Below are 22,479 nucleotides of genomic sequence, written 5' to 3'. Positions count from 1 at the left end.
CCGTGAAACCCGCCGAAGGCACCCGGCCCGACGAGGCCCGCGGCCCCGACGGCGCCCCTGCCGAAAACGGTGCCCCCGCCGAAAACGGTGCTCTTGCCGAAAGCGGTCCCGACACCGGCCCCGACGGTCCCGACCGCCTCGTCCGCGCGCTCTGCGAGGACCTCGGCACCGTCCTGGGCACCCCCGTCGACCCCGCAGACCTGCGCCCCCGGCACGACGGGGCGGCGGCGCCGCTGCTCGGCCTGGTGGGCGTGGCCGCCGCGGGACCACGCCAGGTCGCCTGCCGCTTGCTCGCCGAATGGATACGGGCCGGCACGGCCGAGCGCGGCGAACAGCCCGAACTGTGGGGTCCCTCGGCGGTCGACATCGCCACCCTCCGGCGCGGCGGGAAGCAGCTGCTGCCCGGCCTGACGCTCACCCCGCTGCCGTCCGGGCTCCCGCCGCGCGAGGCCGTCGAACGCCTGCTGCCGACCGTCGCCGAACTCCTCGGCGCCATGCGCTCGGTGGCCCTGGTCGACCACGCCAAGGCCACCACCGTGCCGGGCTGGTCGGCCCGGCTGCGGCTGCTCGCCGAGTGCGACGTCCTCGGCCCGGCCGCGGCGGCCACCGGCGACCCGGGGGCTTGGGTGGTCGCCGCCCACCACCTGGCCGCGTCGGCGTTCGTGCCCGAGGCCGCCGAGGGCAGTGTCTGGGCCCAGCTGATGGCGGCGGTGCGGGCCCACGCCGTACGCGCCCTCGCCGAACTGGGCGAGGCCAAGGAGGGCGAGGGCGAGCTGGACCGCCGCGGTTCCGCCGACTTCACCGCGCTCGTCGACATGGAGCGCAGCGTGACGCTCGACGCGTACCCGGCGCGCTCCGGCAACGTTCTCCAAGTCGTACGGCTGCCCCGGGAACGGGCCGGACGGACGGAGAAGGCCCTGGTGCTGCTCGCCCCGAGGAGCGGCGGATGAACGTGCTGCCGCTCTACGTACTCGCCGACAGATCCGGGTCGATGGCCGAGACCGCCGGGTCCGTCACCGCGATCGAGGTGGTGAACACCGTGCTGCGCGAACTCCTCGCGCGCCTGGCGAAGGACCCCACGATCCGGCGGGCGGTCCGGCTCTCGGTGATCTCCTTCGCCGAGGACGCGCGGGTCGACCTGCCGCTCACCGGCCTGTCGTCGACGACGGCGGTGCCGGACCTGGAGGCCGCCGGGCCGACGTCGTTCGCGGTGGTCTTCGAGGCCACCGCGCGCACCGTCGCGTACGACCTGGCCGGGCTCGGCGCCGCCGCGCGGCCGCCCCTGGTGTTCATGCTCACCGACGGCCGCCCCACCGCCCACCGCGACCGCGCCGGGGGCTGGTACGCGGAGCATCAGGCGCTCCTGGCCAGCGCGGGTCCGGGCCGGCGGGTCCTGCTCGTGCCCTACGGCTACGGCCGCGTCGACCCCCGCACCCTCGCGTCGATCGCCGCCGACCCGAGCGCCGCGTACCTAGCGGGCCGCAGCGACTCGCCCGCACAGGCCATCGAGCGCTTCGCCGAGCTGGTCTTCGGTTCGGTGGCGCGCAGCGTGGCGATGGACTCCGAGCAGGTCGTGCCACCGCCGGGCACGGAACGGCCCTACGACGAGGACTACTGACCACGGACTACTGACCCAAGGACTACTGACCCGAGGACTACTGATCAAGGACTTCTGACCGAGGACCATCGACCATGGACGAGGACCACTGACCATGTCCGACTTTCCGGCTGTCGACGCCATGGACCAGCCCTGGTACGAGCCCCCGCTGTTCACCGGCCACGCGGAGGCGGCGTTGCCGCTGCTGGCGTACGACGGCGGGCAGGCGGGCGCGGTCACGGTGCGGGCGGGCGCGGCGGCCGCGGAGACCTGCCGCCCCCGGGACAACTGCAACGACGCCTTCGCTCTCTGGTCCGACACGGCGACCGGGATCTGCTTCCTGGCCGTCGCGGACGGCGTGGGCCGCTCGGAGGACGCGGGCCGCGCCGCCCGCGCCGCGGCCAGGGTGGCGGTGAAGGCGTTCCGCGCCCAGTGGCTCCCGGCGCCGGACCTCTCCGGCGACCATCTCGCGGACCGGGTGCGCGAGACGGTCGCCGACGTGGCGGTCACCCTCGACTCGCTGTCCCGGCGGCGCACGGGCGATCCGCGCGAGCACGGCGAGTACCGCACGACGCTCGTCGTGGCGGCGCTGCCGACCCGTATCCCGCCGGGCGGAGACGTCACCGCGGTGGTCGCCCGGGTCGGGGACTCCACCGCATGGCGGCTGCGCTCGGGCTTCCTCGCTCCTGTCTTCCCCGGCCGGGCCGAGGACCTCACGCCCACCCCCGCCCTGCCCGGCAACTACGCGGCGCTGCAGATCCAGGTCCTCGATCTCGGCGACGGCGAGGTACTCGCCCTGACCACCGACGGGTTGGCGCGCGACGGCCGCGACGAGCAGGTGCGGGCCTTCCTGGGGCGGCTCTGGGCGACCCCGCCGACCCCGCTGGAGTTCCTCGGCTCGCTGGCGGTGCGGCGCAACGACCGCAGCGACGACCGGGCCGCCGCGGTGGCCTGGCTCGGCCACCACGAGGCATCGCCCGACGGCACGTTCGGCTCCGGCGCGGGGTGAGGGCCGTTGGCGGAAGTGACCCCCGGCTGGTGGCTCGTACTCGGCGTGGCCGCCGTCCAGCTCCTCGCCGAAGTGGTGCGCCGAGCGATGGACGACGCGGCGGCCGACGCGCGGCGCTTCGCCGCCGCGCGGGCGGAGCTGCGGCGGCGTGCGGACACGAGCGGCAGCACCGCGCGGGCCGCGGAGCTGACCGAGCAGGCCCGCAGACTGCACGGACTGCGGCGGCGGGCCCGGCGCCGCCGCGCCACCGGGTGGCTGCTGCTCACCGTGGTCTGGGCGGGCAGCCAGGCGGCGTGCTGGCTGTGGGACGTCAACGCGGGGTGGGCGGAACCGAGGCACTGGGACGAGGACATCGTCGTCGGCCTCGCACTCGCCGGCCCGCCCGCCGTGCTCCTCGCGCTGTGGGCGACGGCCCGGATCGCCGGTCAGCCGGCGGCCCTGGACCGGTCGGTGGCCTTCCTCGTGTACGTGACGGCGGGCGCGCTGCTGGTGGCGGGGCCCGCGGGGGCGGAGGACGCGGCCGAGGGCACGACGGCGAGCGTGGTCGTGATCGCCGCTTCACCGCTGGTACGCCGTGTCGTGGCGACGGTGCCACGGCGCGCGGGCCCGGTACCGCTCAGCGCGGAGGCGTCGGCCCTGGTGGAGTCGATCGACCCGCCCGCGCGGCTGGTTCCGCACGGGACGGCGACCGCGACATCCCGACCTGGCCCCGTGCCCGTGACGCCGCGCCGGCCGCCGCAGACCGGCCGGTCACGGCAGGACCAGCCCCTCAGAAAACCCGCCCCCGCCCGCGGCTATCCGATGATCGACCTCCTGCCATGGGCGGACCTGTCGATCGGCGGCCCCCGGCCCGGACTGCCGCCGCACATCCGCCCGGCCCGCGCCGGGGCCTCCGACGAGCAGTTCCTGGTCAAGCTGTTCGACGAGGAGAGGGCGGCGGGCCCACCGGCCGGGGCAGAGCGCCAGCGCAACCCCGTCCGGGCCCTGGCCCCCTACCGCGAACTCCTCTCACGCATCGGCACGCTGCCCACGCCCCGGCGCCGCACCGCCGACCGCGTCCTGCTGTGGCCGCGCGCGGTCGTCGGTGTCGGCGAGCGGGCCGTGGGCGTCGCGTACCCGCCGCTGGAGGCGCCGTTCCTGCTCCGAGAAGGCGGCGCGCAGACCGGCGACCACCTGCTGGCCGAGGAGCCGGACTACGTCGGCTGCCAGGTGCCCTCGTCCCGGCAGCGCGCCGAACTGCTCCTGGACGTGGTGTCGGCCCACGCTTTGCTGCACGGGATGGGTCTCGCCCACGGCGACACCAACTGGAAGAACTTCGTGTACGGCATCGAAGCAGGCAGGGGACGCGGACGACTCATCGACATCGACAGCGTCACGCCCTTGGACGACCCGCGGCCCCTCCTGATGCACCAGCCGGACTGGGGCGACGACCCGCGCATGCCGCCCCTGGTCCGCGACGTGCACCGGGTGGCACTGCTGGTGGCGCGCCTGGCCGGTCCCGTACCGGACTGGGACACGCGACAACCGCCCGCCCAGGGCGAGTTCTGGTTCACCCCGAGCCTGCGCGAGCTCACCCGAACCGCTCTGGCGGACCCGCAGGAGTCCACGGCGGCGGATTTCGCCGAGGCACTGACGGCGGCGCTGCACGGCAGGGGGTGAGAACGCGCTTCCTGCCGTGCAGCGCCGAACCGCACACGATCACTGCCGTGCAGCGCCGAAGTGCACACGACCACCGCGGTGGCGGGCGGAGCGGCTTCTAGTTGATGATTTCGGCGCGGTCATCCACCCGGATTGCGGCCAGCCGGTCTCGCCACATCTGAAGGGCTTCGGGCGTCTGCCGCGTCCAGTCGACGACCTCACCGACGATCCGGAGCGGTTCCCTGCTGCGATAGGAACGGGTGGGATTGCCAGGGAACTTCTTGTCGGTCACGTTGGGATCGTTCTCGAACTCCCCGGTCGGTTCGACGACATACACGCGCGGGGACCCGTCGCCGGCGGCGAGTTCGGCAGCGAGTCCCGCACCGTCGCGCAACGCGGTGAAGTAGATGTGGTTCATCACGATTTCGGGCCGATAATTGGAACGAAAACCGGCGGTGAGGTGATCTCCGACCTGCAGCTGGGCTTTTGTTCCATGAAAGAACGGTCCCTCGTCCAACGCCTCATTCATCGCGGCAGATTATCAAACTGATCTACGGTGACGGGGCGGTCGGCTTCTGTCACCTCACCTGCGGTCTGCGAGGAGGACGACTCGATCGGCCTGGACATCGAAGCCGAGCACCGAATGGCCATCGCCGCCTTGCGGGTCCATCAGCACGGGCTTGCCCAAGCTGCACTGACCCGAACTCGCCCGCCGCCGGCCTCACACCGATGCGCGGCCGTGCGGCCCGAGAGGGGTCTTGTCCGCTCGGGCGGTGACTATGTCCAGTAGCCACCTTGCTGACCCTCGCTGGCCGTGCTCCCCCTAGACAGCTTCTGCATAAGCTATGTAGAGAACGAGTATGAACAATCCGCGCATGACCCTGCAGACCCAGCTGGTCCTGCGGGCTCTGCTGGAGGATCCTGCCAAACAGCGCTACGGCCTTGAGCTGTGCGACCTGGCGGGACTGTCGTCGGGCACGATCTATCCGATCCTGGCCCGCCTGGAACAGGTCGGCTGGCTGGACAGTTCCTGGGAAGACCCGGCCTTGCACGAGGAAACGGGTCGGCCACGCCGCCGCTTCTACCGAATCACCAAGGAAGGAGCCGAGCAGGCCCGCCTCGCACTCGCGCGCGCCTACCGCGCCCGCAAACAGCCCTTCCCGGAATGGGTAGCGCCTCGACCGGTCGGTGATGGGGGAGCCCCATGAAGGCCGGCGCCACGGTTTGGCTCACATACGCAGGCGAGATACCGACCGAAAATCTCCGTTCGGTTGAAGAATTCCAACTCGTGTTGTCGGGCGGGTGGTGTGTGGTGCTGCTTGAGGGGACCGGTTCACTGCGGCGATAGCCGCCGGAGACCGGTTCTTCGCCGCCTTGTCCTCGACGCCCGACTACGACGACTACCACCACGGACCTGAGCCGATGGCACGTGCGGATGGCCGTGGTCTCCGACGCCTGGCCCGACCTGCCCCGTCTGCGCGCGACGCTGGGTATCCACCACTTCTTCGAGGCGTACGCGATCTCCGCCGAACCGGGCTGCAACAAGCCGGATCCGCGCATGTACCACCACGCCAGCACCGCGCTTGGCCTGACGCCCAGGCAATGCCTGTTCATCGACGACGATCCCGACCTGGTCCAAGCCGCCATCGACCTCGCTTACGCGGGGCGTTTGCCCCCTCAGCCTGCCGTCATGCGGATGCCCCAGCAGGAAACGACGGCCCTGCGGTCATTACGGAGGAAAGTCGCATTTCCTGGCATCGGTGCGGGACGGTGCGTATGGGGTTGCACCTTCCGTAGCGGCATGTGGTCGGGTTGACCTACGTCCCGATCCCTTGAGGAAAGGTCCCTGCTCATGCATTCGTCCTTCATGCCGCCCCGACAGGTCAAGATCGGTGACGCGGCGGCTTTCGTCGGCAGCACGCCACGGGCGATTCGCCATTACCACGCGATCGGCCTGCTCCCCGAGCCTGAACGGGGTGGCGATGACCGTCGCCGCTACGGGTACGACGACATGATCCGCCTGCTGTGGATTCGCAGGATGGCCGACGCCGGGATCGCCCTGGACGACATCCGTGACGCCTTTACCACCGGTATGGGTTCCACCGATGCGGACGCCGGAGACGGTATGGCGGGCATCCTGGAGCGGCTGGAGGCAACCCTGGCCGAACAGGAGGCGGAGTTGCGGCGGCAACGGACCGCCGTGCAGCGGATGCGCACCGAAGGCAGCCGGATGGGTCTGCTCTCCGACTTCGTCACCGAACGTCTCAAGGGCCTGCCCGAGGGCTCCCTGCGTCAGGCGGACCTGGACAGTCTGCTGGTCACTGAGCGGATCTTCGGCCCGCTCGGCGCGGCCGTCCAGGCCAGCCGCTTCGTCGCCCTGGCCACGCATCCCACTCTGCGGGAGGATTCCGACCGCATCGACGACGCCGAGGAGGCGCTCGATGACAGTGTCGCCGTCGACGATCCACGGGTGGCTCAAGTAGCCGTCGAGCGGCACGCCTTCGAACGCGCCCTGCAGGCGGTCATCGAGGAATCCGGCCTGGATGAAGACGACGATGCCCTCTTCGACGCCTGGGAAACCTTGCACGCCGCTACCGCCGATGACGGCGAGCACGAAGCCGACCTCGGCTCTGGCAGGCGGGAGGCCGGCTCCATGAACGTGCTCGAAGCCACCGGCAAGATGCCCTACGACTTCTCCCCGGCCCGCCTGCGCTGTATGGAACTGGCCGAAAAACTGTCCGCCCAAGACTCACCCGCTACCCAAAAAAAGGCCTAGCGGCTATTGGCCGTCGCGCCATGAGGGTTCACTGCTGCGAGTGGCCTGCGGTTCCGGCGGTCTGGGTCGCCAGATTTGTGCTGGCAGGGTGCCTCAGGTGCGGATGCGCGTTCAAGGCACATCGATGGGGGAAGCAGGACCTGTGCAAGTGCCGTTCCGTACGAGGAGTTGCCATGACCACCTTCGTCATTACCGTCCCGGGTACGTTCCTCACCGACGTCACCGGCTCGATGCGGTCGGCGCTCGAACGGGCACTGGCGTCACGGCACACGGATGTGAGCGAGAACGAAGGCCTCGATCTGCTCACCCTGAACGAGGACAACACCTTCTCCATCCGCCTCGAAGTCGAAGCGCCGGACCGGTACGAGGCCGAACTGAACGCCACACGGCTGCTCACCGCCGCGTTGAGAGAGGCGGGTGTCAAGGAAGCTGACGCCCCACTGGGCCCTCCTGCTGTCACTGGCATCGACAGCAGCCTCTGACGCACCCAGCCCGGACCCGTTGAGGAAATGGGTCGCCACCGACAAGCCGTTGATTTCAACGACTGCAAGCCGCCACCACTGAAACGACACTTCCCCGGGTCTGCGCGACGCCATCCAGGACACCCTGGCAACCCCGATACGTCCGCTGAACGTGCCGGGGCCATCGTCTGTACCGAACGGAATCGGTTTGAGGCGTGATGATGCCTCCGGCGTGGGCATAGTCGGTGCGACGGCAGCTGTGACGGCAGCTGCGACGGGGTGGCTGAGCGGCACAGATGGCGCTTCGGGGGAACCATGGAAGTGACAGTTGGGACGCATGTCTACTCGGTGCCGTGGTGGTGTGGCTTGCCGTGTCCACCGTGCTTCTGGCATGGGAAGTGGCGAAGAAGATCCAGGAAGGGCGCCGCAGCCGGCTGCGTACGCCTGAGCCCTGGAATGCGGCCGACGTCTTCGGGCGGTATGGCGCCACCCCCAGAACACCGCCATCAGCCCACCTTTCGAACATGGGACACAGCGCCGCTGGGAGGGCTTCTCCTTCCCCTCTGTCACAGGGGGAGAACAGCCCATGGCGGCTGTGGCTTTCGGTAGCCGCGGAGATCGCCGGCATCCTTGGACTGTTCGTCGTCTTGGTCAAGTAGGCCGAGTCTTAGGGCCCGAGGTCGTCCCCGGGCAGCACCTCCACTGCTGAGAGCCGCTACCGCCTCCGTCCCACCCTTGGCAGCCGACGCGCACGCACGAGCTCGACCGTTCTCGTGCAGGCTGCACGCTTGGAGTCTGGATGCGCCTGCCCTCCGCAGGGAAGGCAGCGCGATCCCCGGGCCGCCGCCTCGCAGGACTGTGTCTGCTCGGTATCGGTGGCCTGGCGTAGTTTGGCCGTACATCCACCGGCCCTGGTGTGTGCCGGGTATCCGGCAGGGCACGAGGAAGGCCCCAAGCGACGGTGGAGGCTGGAGCATGTCGCGACGCGAAGAGGTCCTCGACCTGGGAGCCCTCGGCTTGGGGCGTCGGGGCGAGGCGGACGACGCACAGGTCGGGCGGGTCCGTGACGCCGTACGCGAGGGCGCCGTGCGCGACCTGTACGTCGTGGTGCACGGGGCCCACAACGACCCTGAGGTCACCGCCGCCGTCGACGGAGCCTTCCGTGCCCTGCTCGCCGAAGCGTGGGACGGACAGGACAGGAGCGTCGGGATGCTCGGCGTGCACTGGCCCTCCCTGTGTTTCCGGGACGAGGGACTGCCTGGCCTGGAGCGGGAGACCGAGCAGGAGCGGGCTGCCAGACCTGGGGTGAGCGCGGCGATGGCGGGTGACCTGGAGCGGCATCTGCCGGAGAGCGCGCAGGCGTTGGCGCGGATCACCGGGCTGCTGGACGAGCGGCCCGCCGCCGATCCCGCGTTCGACGACCTGGGCACGGCGCTGCGCCGCCTGGCCCAGATCCCGTTGCAGGACCCGCTGGCGGCCTTCGCCACCGACACCGAGGGCGAAGTGGTGGCGCAGGCCGACCCGCTGATGCTCTTCGAGGAGACGCGCACGGTGTGCGCCGGGTTCGCGGGCGCCCTGCACGACCTGCGTGACGCGCTGGGTGAGGGCGCGGGCCGGCCTGCACGGCACGAGTCCGGTGGCGACGTCGAGGTCTCCAGGGAGGGCACCCTGCAGGAGGACGGGACGGCCGGACCCCGGCCGGCGAGGGCTCTGAGCCCTCGAGTGCACAGGGCGGGGACGGTGGCCGCCGGCGGACCGCTCGGACTGCGGCGCGAGGAGATCGGCTACGAGGACCTGTGGCTGGGCGCCCACGAACTCTTCCGACAGGTCGTGCGCCACGTGCTGCGCCGCAGGGCCGCATTGGTGGGGGAGTGGGGGCTCGGGCCGTGTCTGCCCGCGATCGTGGACGGCGCCGACGTCCGGCTGCACTTGGTCGGCCACGGGCTCGGCGGACGCCTTGCGGGATTCGCGCTACGCGGCCTGGAGGCAGGAGGCTGCGCCCCGGTAATGCTGGACTCGCTGACCATCCTGCAGGGCGAGCTGTCGCATTTCGCGTTCGCCGACAGTCTGCCCCAGCAGGTCTCGGGCCACGGGGCGCTCTGGGGCTTCGAGCGGCTCGTGCGGGGCCCGCTGATCTGCTCGTTCTCCCACCTCGACGGTCACCTCGGGGTGTTGTACCCGCTGTCCGCGCAGATGATCGGCGACTCGGCGGAGCTCGCCACGACCGGCAGGAAATGGGGCGCGCTCGGTTTCGACGGCATCCAGGGCACGAACGGACCGCCCCCGGTCGCGCTCGCCGACCTGGCCGAACGGGAACTGGAGGGCGTGTCGTACGTGAATGTCGACGTGTCCGAGGTGGTCCGCTCCTCCGCGTTGCCGATGGGCGGGCACCACTGTGTCTTCGACCCGCAGATGGGGCAGTTGCTGCGGCTGACGGCCGGAGGCTGACCCGGCGCCCGCCTTCGCGTCGGCCCGCGGCCGCGCGCCCCTGAGGTCACGGCCTCATCTGATGCCGTGTCAGCCCATGTTCCCGGGCACGACCAGCCCGGTTTCGTACGCGATCACTACCGCGTGGGTCCGGTTCTGCGCGCCGAGTTTGGTCAGCACGTTCCCGACGTGGGTTTTGACCGTCTCCAGGCTCACTCTGCAGGTTTTCGCGACGTCGGGGTTGGACAGACCGGTGGCCATCAGGCGCAGTACCTCCTCCTCCCGTCCCGTGAGTGCTGCCTGTGGCAGTGCCTGGGCGGATTCTCGTGGGCGGGCGGTGACCATCTGGCGCAGGGCTGCGGGGAAGAGGATGGCCTCGCCGGCCGCGACGACCCGGACCGCTTCCGCGATCTTGGGGACGGGGAGCCGTTTGAGTACGAAGCCGCTGGCGCCGGCGCTGAGGGCGGCGGTGACGTAGTCGTCGTTCTCGAAGGTGGTGATCACCACGACCTTCGGCGGGTCGGCCGCCCCGGTGAGGAGTTGCCGGGTGGCCTCGATGCCGTTGCGGCGCGGCATCCGTACATCCATCAGGACCACGTCCGGCCGCACCTGGCGGGCCCCTTCGACGGCCTCGATGCCGTCGGCGGCCTCTGCGATGACGGTGATCCCGGGCTGGAGGGCGAGCAGTGTGCGCAGACCACTGCGGGTCACTTCGTCGTCGTCCGCGATCAAAAGGGTGATGCAGCCGGAGACATCGGAGGAGCCGGAGGTGTTGGTGGTGTCGGCGGTGCTTGCGCCGGGCCCGGTCGCGGCCGTGGCGCTCGCTTGTGTGCCGGTCATGCGGGCAAGCGTACGGGCAGGCTGACGATGAGCCGCCAGTGGCCCGGCCCGTCGGGCCCGGCCTCGATGTCGCCGTGCAGGAGCCGCACTCGCTCGAAGAGGCCGGGCAGGCCGTGCCCGGATGTCGGGAAGGCATCCGGGCTCGTGGTGCTGCCGGTTCCCGTCCGGTTGACGACGCCGAGTTCCAGCGAGTCCGGTGCGGCTGTCACCGTGACCCGGATCGGGCCGCCCGCTCCGTGCCGCAGCGCGTTCGTCAGCCCTTCCTGCAGGATCCGGTAGGCCGCTCTGGAGAGCGTCCCCTGCACCTGCGTATAGCCGTCCGACAGCTCCGGTTCCACGACCGCGCCCGCGTGGCGCAGCCGGTCGAGGAGTTCGGGCAGGTCGGCCAGGGTGCGGGTCGGCGTCGTCTGCGTCTGTTCCTCGCGCAGCATGCCCAGCACGTAGTCGAGGTCCTCCAGGGCGGCCCGGGTCGACTCCTCGATGCTGCGCAGGGCGGCCCGCGCGGCTACCGGGTCGGCGCAGAGCACCTCGCCCGCGACCGCCGCCTGGATCGTGGCGGCCGTGAGGGTGTGCCCGATGGAGTCGTGGAGCTCGTGGGCCAGCCGGTTGCGTTCGGCCAGCGCCTGCTCCCGCTCGGCCGCCAGGGCGAGTTGCTCGGCCGGCGAGGGGCCCAGCAGCCGGGGTGCCAGCCACTGCAGCGCGCGCGTCACTGCCAGGCACAGGAGTGCTGCCAGCAGCAGGCAGCAGAGCGCGGCCACCCAGCTCTGCCAGCCGTCCTGTGCCCGGAGCGTCCAGCCGTTCACACTCACCCCGGCCTCGGCGCCGGCCCAGCCGCCGGGCAGGAGCAGGCCCGCGACCAGCAGCAGGATGCTCAGCTGCGCGCCTGCCCACCCCAGCGCCACGTGTGACAGCAGCCAGAGCGGGGTGCGCAGGCGGTCGGCGCCCGATACGGCGGGGGACGAGGCCGTCCTGTCACGGGCCGAGCCCGCACGCCGGTGCCCGTCCGCCGGATCCGGCAGCGGCACGCCTAGCATCCGCCGGGTGCAGGCGATCAGCACCCGCCGGGTGGTGCGGGCCAGTCCGATCGCGCCGATCAGTAGGGACCAGGCCAGCACGGTCAGTGTGTACTGGACTTCCACGGAAGCCGATGGCCGGGCCAGTGCGGGCAGTGCGGCGAAAGGCAGCAGGGGAAGGCTCGCCAGGGCGCCGCAGTAGGCGAAGAGCGCACCGGAGTATGTGGAGCCGCGCAGCAGCGGCCGGATTCTTCTGAACATGGCCGGATAAGTATGACCGGGCGTCCGGCCGGAGGCCTCCCTCGATCGGGGGAGTGAATTCTCCCGCCTTCCCGCGATGTGTCCGCGGGCCCCGAATACCAGGATCGGGGTCGCACATCAGTTGACGGGACGGAAGGACGGGCCGATGAACGCCCAGGGAATCACGACGCCGCTGCACCACACGGTGTCCGCTCAGGACCAGGCCGTACGGACTCGCACGGCACCGAACGGAATGACATCGCGCGGAAGGGCGCCGGAAGGAATGGCATCGCACGGAATGACATCGGACGGAAGGGTGCCGGACGGGCGGGTGCCGGGGCCGGCAGCACCGAGGAACGGCCTGGCGACGGCCGCCATGACCGTGGGCATCATCGCCTTGTGCACCTCGGTCGTCTTCATCGGCGGCCCGCTCGCCGTGATCGGCCTGATTCTGGGCATCGCCGCGCTGATGACGGCCCGGCGGACCGGTACGGGCCGGGGCAGGGCCGTCACCGCCGTGGTGACGTCGTCCCTCGCGATCGTGGTGTCCGGGCTGGTCGCCGTCTTCATGGTCTGGTACGCGAACAAGACGCAGGAGTGCTACCAGCCCGACAGCTTCCGCCAGTACACGCAGTGCGTCCGCGAGCACCTGAGCGGCACCTGACCGTCTTCCTCTTGTCTCCCGCCGGAACCGGCCGGCTGCCCAGCCCACTCTCCTCGACCTCCTCAACTTCCTCGGCCTCCTCGACAAGGACGCGCATCCTCGTGCGAAGCAGAAACACCCGCAAGGCCTCCCTCCTGGCCGTCGGCCTCGCGGTAGCCGCCCTTTCGGCGCTGACGCCCGCAACGGCCTCGCTGATACCCGCAACGGCCTCCACCACCTCCACGGCGCCCCCGACATCCGGCGTCCCCACCGCGAAGGACCCTCTGCGCAAGTACACGCACCAAAAGCTCCATTGGAAACGCTGCGACGCCAAGGGCCCCGCCGCCTTCCGGTGCGCGACGCTCACGGTGCCGCTGGACTACCGCGACCCCGGCGGCAAGACGATCAACCTGGCTATATCGCGGCTGAAGGCGCGCAGCGCGAAGGCACGGCACGGCGTTCTGCTGCTCAACCCGGGCGGCCCCGGCGCACCGGGACGGCAGCTGCCCGCCGACCCGCTCCTGAAGTTGCCCGCGGAGGTCAAGCGCCGCTACGACCTCGTCGGTTTCGACCCGCGGGGTGTCGGGGCGAGCTCGCCGGTCAGCTGCGGCCTGACCGCCCGGGAACAGGCCGACCACCCCTACAAGGCAACGACCTTCGCGGAGGATGTGGAGCGGGCCCGTACCGTCGCGGGGAAGTGCCGGGCCAGGGCCGGTGACAGGCTGCCACACCTCACCACCCGCAACAGCGCCCGTGACATGGATGTCATCCGCGCCGTGCTGGGCGAGAAGACCATCTCCTACCTGGGCATCTCCTACGGCACCTACCTCGGCGCCGTCTATCTGCAGCTGTTCCCCCAACGGGCCGACCGGATCGTGCTGGACAGCGCATCCGACCCCACCCGGATCTACCGGGGGATGTTCCAGGACATGGCCAAGGCCGCCGAGCTCGCCTTCACGCGCTGGACCGTGTGGACGGCCCGCCGACACGCGACGTACCGACTGGGCGATACCCCGGCCAAGGTCCGCAAGACCTACTGGGACCTGATCGCGAGGGCGGACCGCACCCCTGTCCGCTTCGGGGGACAGACCCTCACCGGCGACGGCATCCGTGCCGACAACCGCACGTTCTTCCACGTGCAGAAGGCCGCCGAACGGATCGCCGCCCTGAAGAAGGCGGCCCAGGGAACGCACCCGGCCCCCTGGGGCACACCCGGCCAGACCGAGGAGTCTGACGACGCCTACTTCTCCAGCGCGTGGTCCATCATGTGTGCCGATACCCGCACCTGGCCGCATGACCCCGAGCGCTACCGCCGTGAGGCGATCCGTGACAAGGCCCGGTATCCGCTGTACGGCGACTTCGCGGCCGCCATCACCCCTTGTGCCTTCTGGGGGCGGGGCAGTGAGCCGCAGACGAGGATCGACAACACCGTCGGTGCGCTGATCGTGCAGAACGAGTGGGACTCCCAGACGCCGCTCTTCGCCGCTCAGGCCATGCACCGGGCCCTGCGCGGCTCACGGATGCTCACCGTCGCCGACGGTGAGGGCCATGGCGTCCTCTACGCCCCGGACAGCAGCCCCTGCGCGGACAGCACCGCAACGCTCTACCTGACCACGGGCAGGCTCCCCACCAAGGACCTGACCTGCCGTGCTCCCACCGGGCAGAGGTAGCACCCCGCACCGCTGCGCGATTCCCGCCCCCCCATCACCTTTGAGCTGCCCGGGAACACACGACCGCCGTGGCCCCTGGACGCTCCCGGGACACGGCGGACGGAGAAGGGGAGGAAGGGGAGGAAGGGGGGAGGGGGATTGCCGTCGCTTTGTCCGGGGTGCTTGCCTGCGGTCGCCCCTCCCGGTTTGTCGGTGGTGGCTGGGAGGCTGGCAGGCATGGACAGAGATGAGGAGTTGCTGCGCGGCCGTGTCTACGGCGAGGATCACGACCACCCGCGCCCCGGACCCAAACCGGGCCGGACGTACGCCGAACTGGTCGGCGGCCCGCTGGACGGCCTGCTGCTCGACATCACCGGCTGGCCGCAGGACGAGCTTGATGCCGGCGTCGCGCTGCCCACTGAGCTGGGGCAGTTCGGTGTCGGCGGCCGGGCTCTGTACGACCCGCGCCCCGGTGGCCGGGACCGGTGGGACTGGACGGGGGATGTTCCCTGACCGTCCCGGGCCGACGCGCCCACCGGTCCGCCCGCCCTCTCGACCGGCCGGAGGGACGGTACCCGAATCAGCGGCCGGGACGAGGCTCTTGGTACCGCCTCAGCGGCCGGGACCTGGCCGTGACCGCTGCAGGCATCGGCGTCGCCCCCCCCGGGGACCTCTTCAACGCCCCCATAGTGGGCGCGATGGCGCGGCGGACCCGCACACGAGTCCAGCGCTGTTGGGGCTCGTTGCATCTCCCCGCCCTGTGCTCACGGGATATGCAGACCTGCTTGCTGTGATCCTCACTGGCGCGGCAAGCGCCGGCCCGGTAGCCGACTCGCCTTGGCCGGCGCCGCAGCCGTCTGGCTTCGGGCCGGAGCGGGCCGCAATCCGGTGGCCACACGCAGATCAAGGTCGCTGCCGTGACGCCGGCCCACCCCCTCCGGTGCCCGGTGCAAGCAGGGCCCGGATACCTGCCCCGCGCCTTGCTCGCCCGAAAGCCTCTCCAGCGGTCGAGTGCCAGGAGGGAAGTCGGCGACGTTTTCACCCTGACTGGACCCGATGACCGCAGGACCAGACAGGATGACCGTACCCGGCGGCCCCGCTGCTTGCCCTGCCTGCGTACCCGGTCGCAGTGACCACGACGCCCATCACGACCCTGACTTGCCGATCCACGAGAGTTGCTCGATCTAGTTGGGGGACCCAAGGACCTGATCAGTCCAGCGACGGGTATCGGGGGTGGATGGACGCCTTCGGCATCGGCCATGGCACGGACTTCGAGATGCACGTCCACGACAACAACGTTTGTGAGCCGGGCTGTACGGCAGCAACGGCTGGTTCGACGAACACCGCTTGAACGCCGATGTGCAGGTGTCACCGAGCGAGGAGAATCCCTTCAGGGGCGAGGCAGTAAAGTCCACGCGCACAACCGGGCACATCGCGCCTCGCGCGAGCGAGACATCTCGTCGGCGACCGCGTGCCACCATACGGCGGCGCTGCGCAATGCCCCGCCTTGCAGGACCACCTCTCGGCGCGAGGGGCGAGGCGGTCCTTCACACGGTCACGTCCCTGGGTATCGCTCTGCTGGGACAGAGTGCTTTGCTCTGACGCGATGGCTGGGCGGGCAACAAGCCGTGGGAGGGGAGGAGGGGGCCTGTGGCCGGGTACGTTTTGATGCTCTTCGAAACGTTGGCGGCGGCCCTGGGCCGAAGCCTAGGTTGAGGCACGCGAGCGACCGCGGTGACAGGACCCGTCACCGCGACCCGTCGTACAGGGAGCAGGAATGCGCCCACGGCGACGCCCGCATCTCGTCGACACCAGGGGGATCTGCATGATCAAAGGCCGTATTGCAGGAACGGTCGCCTCAGTAACGCTAGTCCTGGGGGGAGCGCTGACCCTCGCTCCGAGTGCCGCGGCGGACAGCAGCTCGTCGTCGGCCGCGGCCCCTGCGTCCGGCATGCCTCGGTTGCAGGCGTGTTGGGGTCAACCGGAGCGCGGCAGTGGGGGCCACCACGGAAACAGCGGCTGGTGCGATGCGGGGCGCTACCGGCAGGTGATCCGGTGCGAGACTCTGGGCGGCTATCGCTACATCCACTACGGCCCCTGGGTATGGGCGCCCGCGAAGAGCACCGCATGGTGCAACCTCGGCGACAGGGTCGTCGGAACCTGGCTGGAGTAATCCAGCGGCCCCTTCGCCGGTCGGGCGTCGGCTGCGCCCCCGACCGGCGAAGGGGGCGGGGACGCAGTACACAGAAAAAATGGCCGGACCGTCCCACGGCAAGAGGGCGGCCTGCGACGTGGAAGGACCACATGACCAAGCAGATACTTCTTCGCTCCGCTGCGGGCGTGCTGACGGCCTGCGGTATGACCGGGGCGCTCCTGTTCGGGGCGTCCGCCGCCGTGCAGGCCAGTGAGTCGGCCCCTCGATGCCCCGGCGGCTGCGCCCAGGTGGTACCCGGAACGCCCACTGCGGGAGACGTGACCCCTCAGGGCAACTGGGAGCCTCACTAAGGCGCGTCCGTTAAATGCGAGCCCAGACCAGCACAGCACTGAGGACCGCGGCCGAGCGGGAGACGATCGCGAGCTTGTCGAACCTGGTGGCCGGCGTCCCCGCGGCCTCCGTCATTGCTTGAGCAGGTCGATGGACCGCTCGATCACGTGGTGGTTCTTGTAGACCGCCGGATCGGACTTCGAGGGACGTCTTCCTGCTGAACCGCGGTGACGATGGTGCTCTTGCTGGTCACGCCGTTCAGGGATGACCGTTGTGATCTCGCGGGCCTTGGGTGCGGCTCGGATAGTGCGGGAGGAGTAGGCCTTGTCATCGAGCAGCGTGGCCGGGGTCGTGCACGGGCGGCCTGCTCCGGTCCTGGGGACACGCAGGCCGCCCAGCAGCAATGGCAGGGACTGGCCGTCGTGCGTCTGTCCGGGCGTCACGGCGACGGCCAGCGGTCGGCCCTGACCGTCCACGGCGTGGTGGATCTTCGTGGTCAGCCCGCCGCGGGAACGGCCGATCGCATGCCCGGCGGGCTCTCGGTGGGCGTCGAGGCCCTGCCCTCGGGCTGCGGCCGGGCACTTCTCGGGGCGGCGGGTGTTGGTGGCGTGCTGGTGGGCCCGGGTGATGGTTGGTCCACCACCCGCCAGTCGATCAGCCCTTCGTCGTCCGCGCGGGCGAGCAGGATGCCGAGCACGCGGTCCCGGGTGCCGTCGGCGGCCCAGCGGCGGTGGCGGGCCCACACGGTCTTCCAGGATCCGGACCGGGCTGGGAGGTCCCGCCAAGGGGTACCGGTGCGGTACCGGCGGACGATCGCCTCCACCATGCGGCGGTGTTCGGCCCACGGCCTGCCACGACGACCGGTACTGGAGGGCGGCAGAGGTCGGATGCGGTCCCACTGCCGGTCGGTCAACCGCGCGTGGCGAGGCGTCAGAACCAGACCGCAGAGGTGCCGTGCACCCGGGCCAGCAGCCCGGCCGGCCTCAGTCAATCGTCTTGATCACCAGGGCGGGCACTCCCGCGACCACGGTGCCGGCGGGAACGTCACGAGTGACCACCGCACCGGCAGCGACCACCGCACCGGCACCGATGGTCACCCCTTGCGTGATCACGGCCGCCGTCCCGACCCAGACATCGTCCTCGATGACGATCGGGGCGAAGGAGAGGAACTCGCGGCGCTCGGCCAGGGGCAGTGGATGTCCTCCGGTGATGAGGCTGACCTTTGGGGCGATCATGACGCCGTTCCCGATACGGATGCCTCCCTTGTCCATGAAGGTGCATCCCTGGTTGACGAAGACGTTCTCGCCGAACGTCGTGTTCAGCCCGTACTCGGTAAAGAACGGCGGGTAGATCATCACCGACTCCGGCAGCGGGCCACCGAACACAACAGAAAGTAGTTCCGCGCGACCTTCGCTGTCGCTGAACGGAAGCACGTTCAGTCGAGACGTCGCATCGGTCACCTTCACGATCCGCTCCGTATGGCGCACGAACTCAGCTGTCCGGACATACATGACCTGCTCTGTGCGGGTAGACATGCGCTGATCCCACCACCGCGCACAATGCTCGATCAAACAACCCTGCACCACTCCAGGCACAACCAATGGTTGTGAAAGGAAGGCGGAAGCCCGGATGTTGAAGCGCTTGGGACGTTCGTGACCGTCGCCGAGACCGGCCAGTTCCAGGCTGCGGCCGACGAGCTGGGGGTCAGCCAGCAGGCAGTCTCCAAGTAGATCGCGGCCCTGGAGAGGCACATCGAGGTCGTGCTCTTGGTGCGGACCTCCCGAGGCTCCCGGCCGAGCCTGGACGGGCAGGTCTTCCTGCCGCACGCCAAGAAGGTCCTGGCGGCCACCGAACAGGCCGAACAGGCCGAGCAAGCCATGCGCCCCGGAAGCCGTCCCTCGCGCGTCGATGTCCTCAATCGGCGCATCTTCCCGGCCCAGGCCGTCTACCGGTTACACCGCTCCCGCCCCGAACGGACACGCTGGCGGACTCGGCCTCGATGGCCACCCTTGTCGGCAGCGGAGACCGGTATCCGTGGCCCCAGACCCACGACCTACGGCGCATCCCGTTGCACGACCCCACCCCGGTCTACCCGCACGCGCCGCTGTTCCGCAGCGGAGACCAGCACTTCGCGCTGACCGCGCTACGCGACCATCTGCGCACCGCACGCCCGCGAACCCCGCACGACGTTTGGGCGCCGGACTGAGTAGACCGCTGACCACACGACCGAATCAGCGGACACGCCCTAGTACCCCTGATACCGCGTCAGCCGGCATTCGCCTCGGGAGGTCTGCGACGAGGGCGCCACCGTTCCCCGCCTACCACCCGATCTGGACCGGCACCCACCCCGACCTCATCCTCTACACCGACGACCACGCCGGACACGGCCCTGCTGTGAGAGCCCTTCTGGCGAGCGAGTAACTTCCCGGGAGCGGCATCGCCGACGATGGCCAGCCGCACGACTGGTGGGCGGGCGGACTGCTGAGGTCCTGATGTTCGGGCCGGTGCTTCGCCGGCTGCGTGTGCTCTCCCGCTGGGAAGTTCCCAGCTCACACAGTTCCCGCAGAGGGGCCATGGGCTGTCGGAGGGCAGCCGTGACGTGGCAGTGGCCGCACGGGTTCTTCGAGTGTCACCAAGAAGTGGTGGCGGATGAATGCGCAAGGGATGTTCTGGAGGTTATGCGCGCATGATGGGCATCTCTCGCTTGTGGCGCATACCAGGCAGCAGTTGAGAAGAGGATCGTGCTGCACGATTCGGGCAGCGTCAGCATCTGGACGTCCAAGGCGGCCTGCTGTCAGTCAGCTGCTTCGATCATTTCGATGTCGATACCGTACCGCTCGCGCACGTCGTCCACGAACTCTTCCTGTCCCCGTGTCGGAAGGGAGCGGAGCCACCAGCGGCTCTCGTCGGGCCGAATGACCGCGCCGTTGGCCAAGAGTGCGCGGAATCCCTCGTCGATACGGGAGAGTTCGGCTGAGAACCATGAGTACTCGGGCAGTGACTGCACCACCGGGTCGTCGGTGACGTGCTGCAGCAGTCCCCGGATGGACAGGTCATTGAGGTACTCGGAGACGTCGAAGTCGTAGCCCTCTGCGCACAGTTTCACTACTTGTTCCCAGCTTCGCAGGGCAGTCCCGGGCAGCGGGGGATCGGCTCGCCCCGCTGCCCGGGCCACGCGCTGGAACTGCGAGGCCAGTCCGCCTGCGCATGGTGTCACTTGAACTGCTCCCAGAAGTACTGCATCGGGGCATCGTTCGGGCGGAAGAAGGTGAAAATGCTGCCGCCGGAGTTCATGTAGCCAAAGTACCCGGTGCTGGGATCGACTCGGAAGAACGATCAGGGAGCGTCGTCGGGCATGGTCACGGTGCCGCTGGGGCCCCCAGACATGAAGGTGCGTGCGGCACTGCGGTACCGGTTGAGTTCCTGGGTTCCGCGGAACTCCGGCATGTTCGCCGGCTCGGCAGTGGGGCCGGTGATCCTGCCCTTCTTGTTGATCTTCACGTCCCAGGACGTGGGCGCTGTAGTGCCGGTTGGCTGACAGCGTGGAGTTGAAGTCAGGGAGACGCACAACGCCAGTTCCTGGGGCGATTAGGGCGGGCCACGATGGTCTTGACCAGGCCGGGCGGTGCCGTGATCCGCGCGAGGGTCGCAGGGGAGGCGGTGACGGGCAGCTCGGTCGGCAGTGGCTCACAGAGCCTGGGGGTGTCCGTTCCGGCAGTGAGTACGACGGTCGTGGCGGTGTGCGGGCCGGACGACGACAGCACTCCCTCGACTCGCTCACCCGACATGCGCAGCGAGGCAACGGCCGTGTCGTAGAGCACGGTCGCTCCGCGGGCACCGGCCGCGGCAACGAGTGCGTGGGTCAACGCCGTTGCGTCGACACCGGCGTCGCTGGGGATGTGGATGGCCTGGTCGGGAGGGCTTCGGAGGTTCGGTTCCAGGTCGGCGATGTCACGTCGTCCGACACGGAACTGGCCGGGCCCCAGCCGTGGTACCTGAGTCGAGTCGCCTCCCCAACTCAGCGAGCCGGTCCGGCGGATAGTGACGTCGGGCAGCTCCGCCTCCAGGCGCCGATGGTCTGCCAGGACGTACTCGCACAGGTCCCGAGCTCCGCCGGGCCAGTCGCGCTCCGACTCGCCGACCCACGCGAAGAAGTCCCGGGTGGCCCCGGAGCCCGGCGCCGGCCCCTGTTCGAGCAGGGTGACAGGGGCACCCCGACACGCCAAGTGGTAGGCCGCCGAGGCGCCGACGATGCCCGCGCCGACGACAACAACGGCTGACATGGGGATCCTTTTCGGTAGATCGTCGGCCGTGCTCCGGCTCCAGCTATGGCTGTCCCTTCTTCATGCGCCACATGTAGCGGGCGAAGCCTGCCCAGAGGAGCAGGGTGACTGCGACGGCCATCCATCCGCGATGTCGTCCCGTGGAGAACGTGAGGCCGATGAAGAGCGCGACGGGCAGCAGGCCGAAGACGTGCGCGAGCCTGCTGTAATGCCGGACCCCTGCCTGCTGTTCCGTCGTCCATCCAAGACGGCCTATGTCCGTTCACCTTTCACGTGACGGAGAGAAGAGGCGGGGCGGAACGTCCCACGTTCCGCCCCAACGAGTGGCGGGGGCGCCACGCCGGAACGTGTGCGAGGCTGTCAACGGCAGTCCTACGCACGGCAGTTCAGTCAGCTGCGCGCCGGAGTGAGGATGTCGTCCGAGAAGCGCGGCACCTCGGCGTTCTCCTGCCGGTTCCCGTTCTTCTCGTAGATCCACTTGCCGGCCAGCGCGGGGATCCAGGCCGAGAACTCGCTCTGGGTGAGGTCCGAGGGGACCTTGGCGCCCAGTCGGTTGAGATCGGCCGCGGGCAGTCGCGTGCTCGGATCGATCTGCTCGGAGGGGGAGTTCGCCATCGTGGTGTCCCACACCTGCAGGGCGAACGTCGTGCAGTTCCTGGCCGGGGTTCCGGCCCAGCCGCCGGTCAGCAGGTAGTTCCAGCTGGGCAGCAGGGTGTACTTCTCGTCGACCTGCTTGCGCCGGTCGATCTCCCGCTCGAACGCTGCCTGTTGGGGCGCGCTGAGCGTCTTGCAGCGGGACGCGCGTGGAGCGTACGCGCCCTCGCGGTCCTGCTTGCGGCTCGGCCGGTCCCACTCGACCAAGGGCTTGCCGGGCGCGTTGATGTCGTAGCCCGTGTAGTTGATGGACATGCCGTCCACGGCGCTGCCGTCGCCGTTGAGGCCGTCGGGGTCCTGGGGCTGGAAGGAGTACGTGTCGTAGCGGGCGGTCTCACCCGTGGCGAGCTTGCGCTTGAACGCGCCGTGGTCGTTGAAGTGCACGAGCCAGCTATGGCCGAAGACGTGCTGGCTGACGTTCAGTTCGTACAGCAGCTTGTTCATCTGCTCGGAGTAGGAGAGCTGACCGTACTTCGCCTTGAAGTCCTTGGAGTTCCAGACGTCGTAGGCGCGGGTTCCCACGTCCCAGACGTAGCCGCCGGTGGTCCTTTCGGTGGTCTCGGTGCTGTATATGCACAGGGTGTTGTCCTGCAGGGGCGCGGCCTGCCCGGCTGCGGACGATGGCTCGGCCGCGGTGGCGGGGCCTGCGAGGAGGCTCGTGACCAGGATCGTCAGAGCGGAGGAGGACGTAATCAAACTGCGGAAATTCACAGGGAATGTATACATGTCGTGAAGCTTCCGGTGATCATTCCAAGATCACTTTC

General features: G+C 69.8%; 20 protein-coding genes and 2 pseudogenes. 13 read left to right on the top strand and 9 right to left on the bottom strand.

Features of this window, described 5'->3' with window-relative positions:
• Positions 1–2: 2 nt before the first annotated feature.
• From AB0L89_RS34630 to AB0L89_RS34615, 4 genes are all read left to right on the top strand, one after another.
• Positions 3–950, top strand: a complete 948-nt coding sequence (locus AB0L89_RS34630) for a hypothetical protein (RefSeq protein ID WP_365150234.1) — start codon at positions 3–5, stop codon at positions 948–950.
• Complete coding sequence (locus tag AB0L89_RS34625) at positions 947–1,618, top strand: VWA domain-containing protein (RefSeq protein ID WP_365150231.1); 672 nt, start codon at positions 947–949, stop codon at positions 1,616–1,618. The genes AB0L89_RS34630 and AB0L89_RS34625 overlap by 4 nt, the downstream gene beginning before the upstream one ends.
• Before the next feature lie 94 nt (positions 1,619–1,712).
• Complete coding sequence (locus tag AB0L89_RS34620; RefSeq protein ID WP_365150228.1) at positions 1,713–2,606, top strand: protein phosphatase 2C domain-containing protein; 894 nt, start codon at positions 1,713–1,715, stop codon at positions 2,604–2,606.
• A 6-nt stretch (positions 2,607–2,612) separates the two neighbouring features.
• A complete protein-coding gene (locus tag AB0L89_RS34615) occupies positions 2,613–4,265 on the top strand; it encodes a hypothetical protein (RefSeq protein WP_365150225.1) in 1,653 nt (550 codons plus the stop codon).
• Between the two features lie 97 nt (positions 4,266–4,362).
• On the opposite strand, the gene arr is transcribed toward AB0L89_RS34615, so the two are convergent.
• Positions 4,363–4,773: an NAD(+)--rifampin ADP-ribosyltransferase gene (arr, locus tag AB0L89_RS34610; RefSeq protein ID WP_365150222.1), complete on the bottom strand. Its 411-nt coding sequence runs from the start codon at positions 4,771–4,773 to the stop codon at positions 4,363–4,365.
• A gap of 346 nt (positions 4,774–5,119) precedes the next feature.
• On the opposite strand from arr, the gene AB0L89_RS34605 reads away from it, so the two are divergent.
• The 5 genes from AB0L89_RS34605 to AB0L89_RS34585 all read left to right on the top strand — a co-directional run bounded on the left by AB0L89_RS34605 (position 5,120) and on the right by AB0L89_RS34585 (position 9,929).
• Positions 5,120–5,452: a PadR family transcriptional regulator gene (locus AB0L89_RS34605; protein WP_365150219.1), complete on the top strand. Its 333-nt coding sequence runs from the start codon at positions 5,120–5,122 to the stop codon at positions 5,450–5,452.
• A 227-nt stretch (positions 5,453–5,679) separates the two neighbouring features.
• Complete coding sequence (locus AB0L89_RS34600) at positions 5,680–6,060, top strand: HAD-IA family hydrolase (protein ID WP_365150216.1); 381 nt, start codon at positions 5,680–5,682, stop codon at positions 6,058–6,060.
• A gap of 36 nt (positions 6,061–6,096) precedes the next feature.
• Positions 6,097–7,020 (top strand): MerR family transcriptional regulator, encoded by a 924-nt coding sequence (locus AB0L89_RS34595; protein ID WP_365150213.1) that lies wholly within the window; start codon positions 6,097–6,099, stop codon positions 7,018–7,020.
• Between the two features lie 173 nt (positions 7,021–7,193).
• The gene (locus AB0L89_RS34590) at positions 7,194–7,502 is read left to right on the top strand and encodes a hypothetical protein (protein ID WP_365150210.1); all 309 of its coding nucleotides are present in this window, start codon (positions 7,194–7,196) and stop codon (positions 7,500–7,502) included.
• Positions 7,503–8,456: 954 nt separating this feature from the next.
• Positions 8,457–9,929 (top strand): hypothetical protein, encoded by a 1,473-nt coding sequence (locus AB0L89_RS34585; RefSeq protein WP_365150207.1) that lies wholly within the window; start codon positions 8,457–8,459, stop codon positions 9,927–9,929.
• A gap of 69 nt (positions 9,930–9,998) precedes the next feature.
• On the opposite strand, the gene AB0L89_RS34580 is transcribed toward AB0L89_RS34585, so the two are convergent.
• Positions 9,999–10,748, bottom strand: a complete 750-nt coding sequence (locus AB0L89_RS34580; protein WP_365150204.1) for a response regulator transcription factor — start codon at positions 10,746–10,748, stop codon at positions 9,999–10,001.
• Positions 10,745–12,022 (bottom strand): histidine kinase, encoded by a 1,278-nt coding sequence (locus tag AB0L89_RS34575; RefSeq protein WP_365150201.1) that lies wholly within the window; start codon positions 12,020–12,022, stop codon positions 10,745–10,747. The genes AB0L89_RS34580 and AB0L89_RS34575 overlap by 4 nt, the downstream gene beginning before the upstream one ends.
• 277 nt (positions 12,023–12,299) lie before the next feature.
• Between AB0L89_RS34575 and AB0L89_RS34570 the strand changes: the two genes are divergently transcribed.
• The 3 genes from AB0L89_RS34570 (at position 12,300) to AB0L89_RS34560 (ending at position 14,806) form a co-directional block, all read left to right on the top strand.
• Entirely contained in the window at positions 12,300–12,665 is a 366-nt protein-coding gene (locus tag AB0L89_RS34570) for a DUF4190 domain-containing protein (RefSeq protein WP_365150198.1), read from the top strand.
• A gap of 101 nt (positions 12,666–12,766) precedes the next feature.
• A complete protein-coding gene (locus AB0L89_RS34565) occupies positions 12,767–14,314 on the top strand; it encodes an alpha/beta fold hydrolase (protein ID WP_365150195.1) in 1,548 nt (515 codons plus the stop codon).
• 216 nt (positions 14,315–14,530) lie between these two features.
• Complete coding sequence (locus tag AB0L89_RS34560) at positions 14,531–14,806, top strand: hypothetical protein (RefSeq protein WP_365150192.1); 276 nt, start codon at positions 14,531–14,533, stop codon at positions 14,804–14,806.
• A 2,002-nt stretch (positions 14,807–16,808) separates the two neighbouring features.
• On the opposite strand, the pseudogene AB0L89_RS34555 reads toward AB0L89_RS34560, so the two are convergent.
• Positions 16,809–17,712 (bottom strand): annotated as a pseudogene (locus AB0L89_RS34555) (IS5 family transposase).
• A gap of 49 nt (positions 17,713–17,761) precedes the next feature.
• Positions 17,762–18,289: a DapH/DapD/GlmU-related protein gene (locus AB0L89_RS34550; RefSeq protein WP_365150399.1), complete on the bottom strand. Its 528-nt coding sequence runs from the start codon at positions 18,287–18,289 to the stop codon at positions 17,762–17,764.
• Positions 18,290–18,430: 141 nt separating this feature from the next.
• Between AB0L89_RS34550 and AB0L89_RS34545 the strand changes: the two are divergent.
• A pseudogene (locus tag AB0L89_RS34545) lies at positions 18,431–18,984 on the top strand (LysR family transcriptional regulator).
• A gap of 588 nt (positions 18,985–19,572) precedes the next feature.
• Here AB0L89_RS34545 and AB0L89_RS34540 read toward each other — a convergent pair.
• From AB0L89_RS34540 to AB0L89_RS34525, 4 genes are all read right to left on the bottom strand, one after another.
• Positions 19,573–19,884 carry a hypothetical protein gene (locus tag AB0L89_RS34540; RefSeq protein ID WP_365150189.1) on the bottom strand — a complete coding sequence of 104 codons (312 nt, stop codon included), beginning with the start codon at positions 19,882–19,884 and terminating at the stop codon, positions 19,573–19,575.
• A 230-nt stretch (positions 19,885–20,114) separates the two neighbouring features.
• Positions 20,115–20,279, bottom strand: coding sequence for a hypothetical protein (locus AB0L89_RS34535; protein ID WP_365150186.1), 165 nt, complete (start codon positions 20,277–20,279; stop codon positions 20,115–20,117).
• Positions 20,280–20,332: 53 nt separating this feature from the next.
• Positions 20,333–21,061, bottom strand: coding sequence for an FAD-dependent oxidoreductase (locus AB0L89_RS34530; RefSeq protein WP_365150183.1), 729 nt, complete (start codon positions 21,059–21,061; stop codon positions 20,333–20,335).
• Between the two features lie 390 nt (positions 21,062–21,451).
• Positions 21,452–22,426 carry a hypothetical protein gene (locus tag AB0L89_RS34525; RefSeq protein WP_365150180.1) on the bottom strand — a complete coding sequence of 325 codons (975 nt, stop codon included), beginning with the start codon at positions 22,424–22,426 and terminating at the stop codon, positions 21,452–21,454.
• Positions 22,427–22,479: the final 53 nt, after the last annotated feature.

The sequence above is a fragment of the Streptomyces sp. NPDC052114 genome (assembly GCF_040680155.1).
Classification (GTDB): domain Bacteria; phylum Actinomycetota; class Actinomycetes; order Streptomycetales; family Streptomycetaceae; genus Streptomyces.
This window is presented reverse-complemented; position numbering and strand designations above follow the sequence as displayed.

Coding starts and splice junctions, on each gene's coding strand:
- AB0L89_RS34625 (WP_365150231.1), top strand. CDS start 947: ATGAACGTGCTGCCGCTCTACGTACTCGCCGACAGATCCGGGTCGATG.
- AB0L89_RS34620 (WP_365150228.1), top strand. CDS start 1,713: ATGTCCGACTTTCCGGCTGTCGACGCCATGGACCAGCCCTGGTACGAG.
- arr (WP_365150222.1), bottom strand. CDS start 4,773: ATGAATGAGGCGTTGGACGAGGGACCGTTCTTTCATGGAACAAAAGCC.
- AB0L89_RS34605 (WP_365150219.1), top strand. CDS start 5,120: ATGACCCTGCAGACCCAGCTGGTCCTGCGGGCTCTGCTGGAGGATCCT.
- AB0L89_RS34600 (WP_365150216.1), top strand. CDS start 5,680: ATGGCCGTGGTCTCCGACGCCTGGCCCGACCTGCCCCGTCTGCGCGCG.
- AB0L89_RS34595 (WP_365150213.1), top strand. CDS start 6,097: ATGCATTCGTCCTTCATGCCGCCCCGACAGGTCAAGATCGGTGACGCG.
- AB0L89_RS34590 (WP_365150210.1), top strand. CDS start 7,194: ATGACCACCTTCGTCATTACCGTCCCGGGTACGTTCCTCACCGACGTC.
- AB0L89_RS34585 (WP_365150207.1), top strand. CDS start 8,457: ATGTCGCGACGCGAAGAGGTCCTCGACCTGGGAGCCCTCGGCTTGGGG.
- AB0L89_RS34580 (WP_365150204.1), bottom strand. CDS start 10,748: ATGACCGGCACACAAGCGAGCGCCACGGCCGCGACCGGGCCCGGCGCA.
- AB0L89_RS34575 (WP_365150201.1), bottom strand. CDS start 12,022: ATGTTCAGAAGAATCCGGCCGCTGCTGCGCGGCTCCACATACTCCGGT.
- AB0L89_RS34570 (WP_365150198.1), top strand. CDS start 12,300: ATGACATCGGACGGAAGGGTGCCGGACGGGCGGGTGCCGGGGCCGGCA.
- AB0L89_RS34560 (WP_365150192.1), top strand. CDS start 14,531: ATGGACAGAGATGAGGAGTTGCTGCGCGGCCGTGTCTACGGCGAGGAT.
- AB0L89_RS34550 (WP_365150399.1), bottom strand. CDS start 18,289: ATGTATGTCCGGACAGCTGAGTTCGTGCGCCATACGGAGCGGATCGTG.
- AB0L89_RS34530 (WP_365150183.1), bottom strand. CDS start 21,061: ATGTCAGCCGTTGTTGTCGTCGGCGCGGGCATCGTCGGCGCCTCGGCG.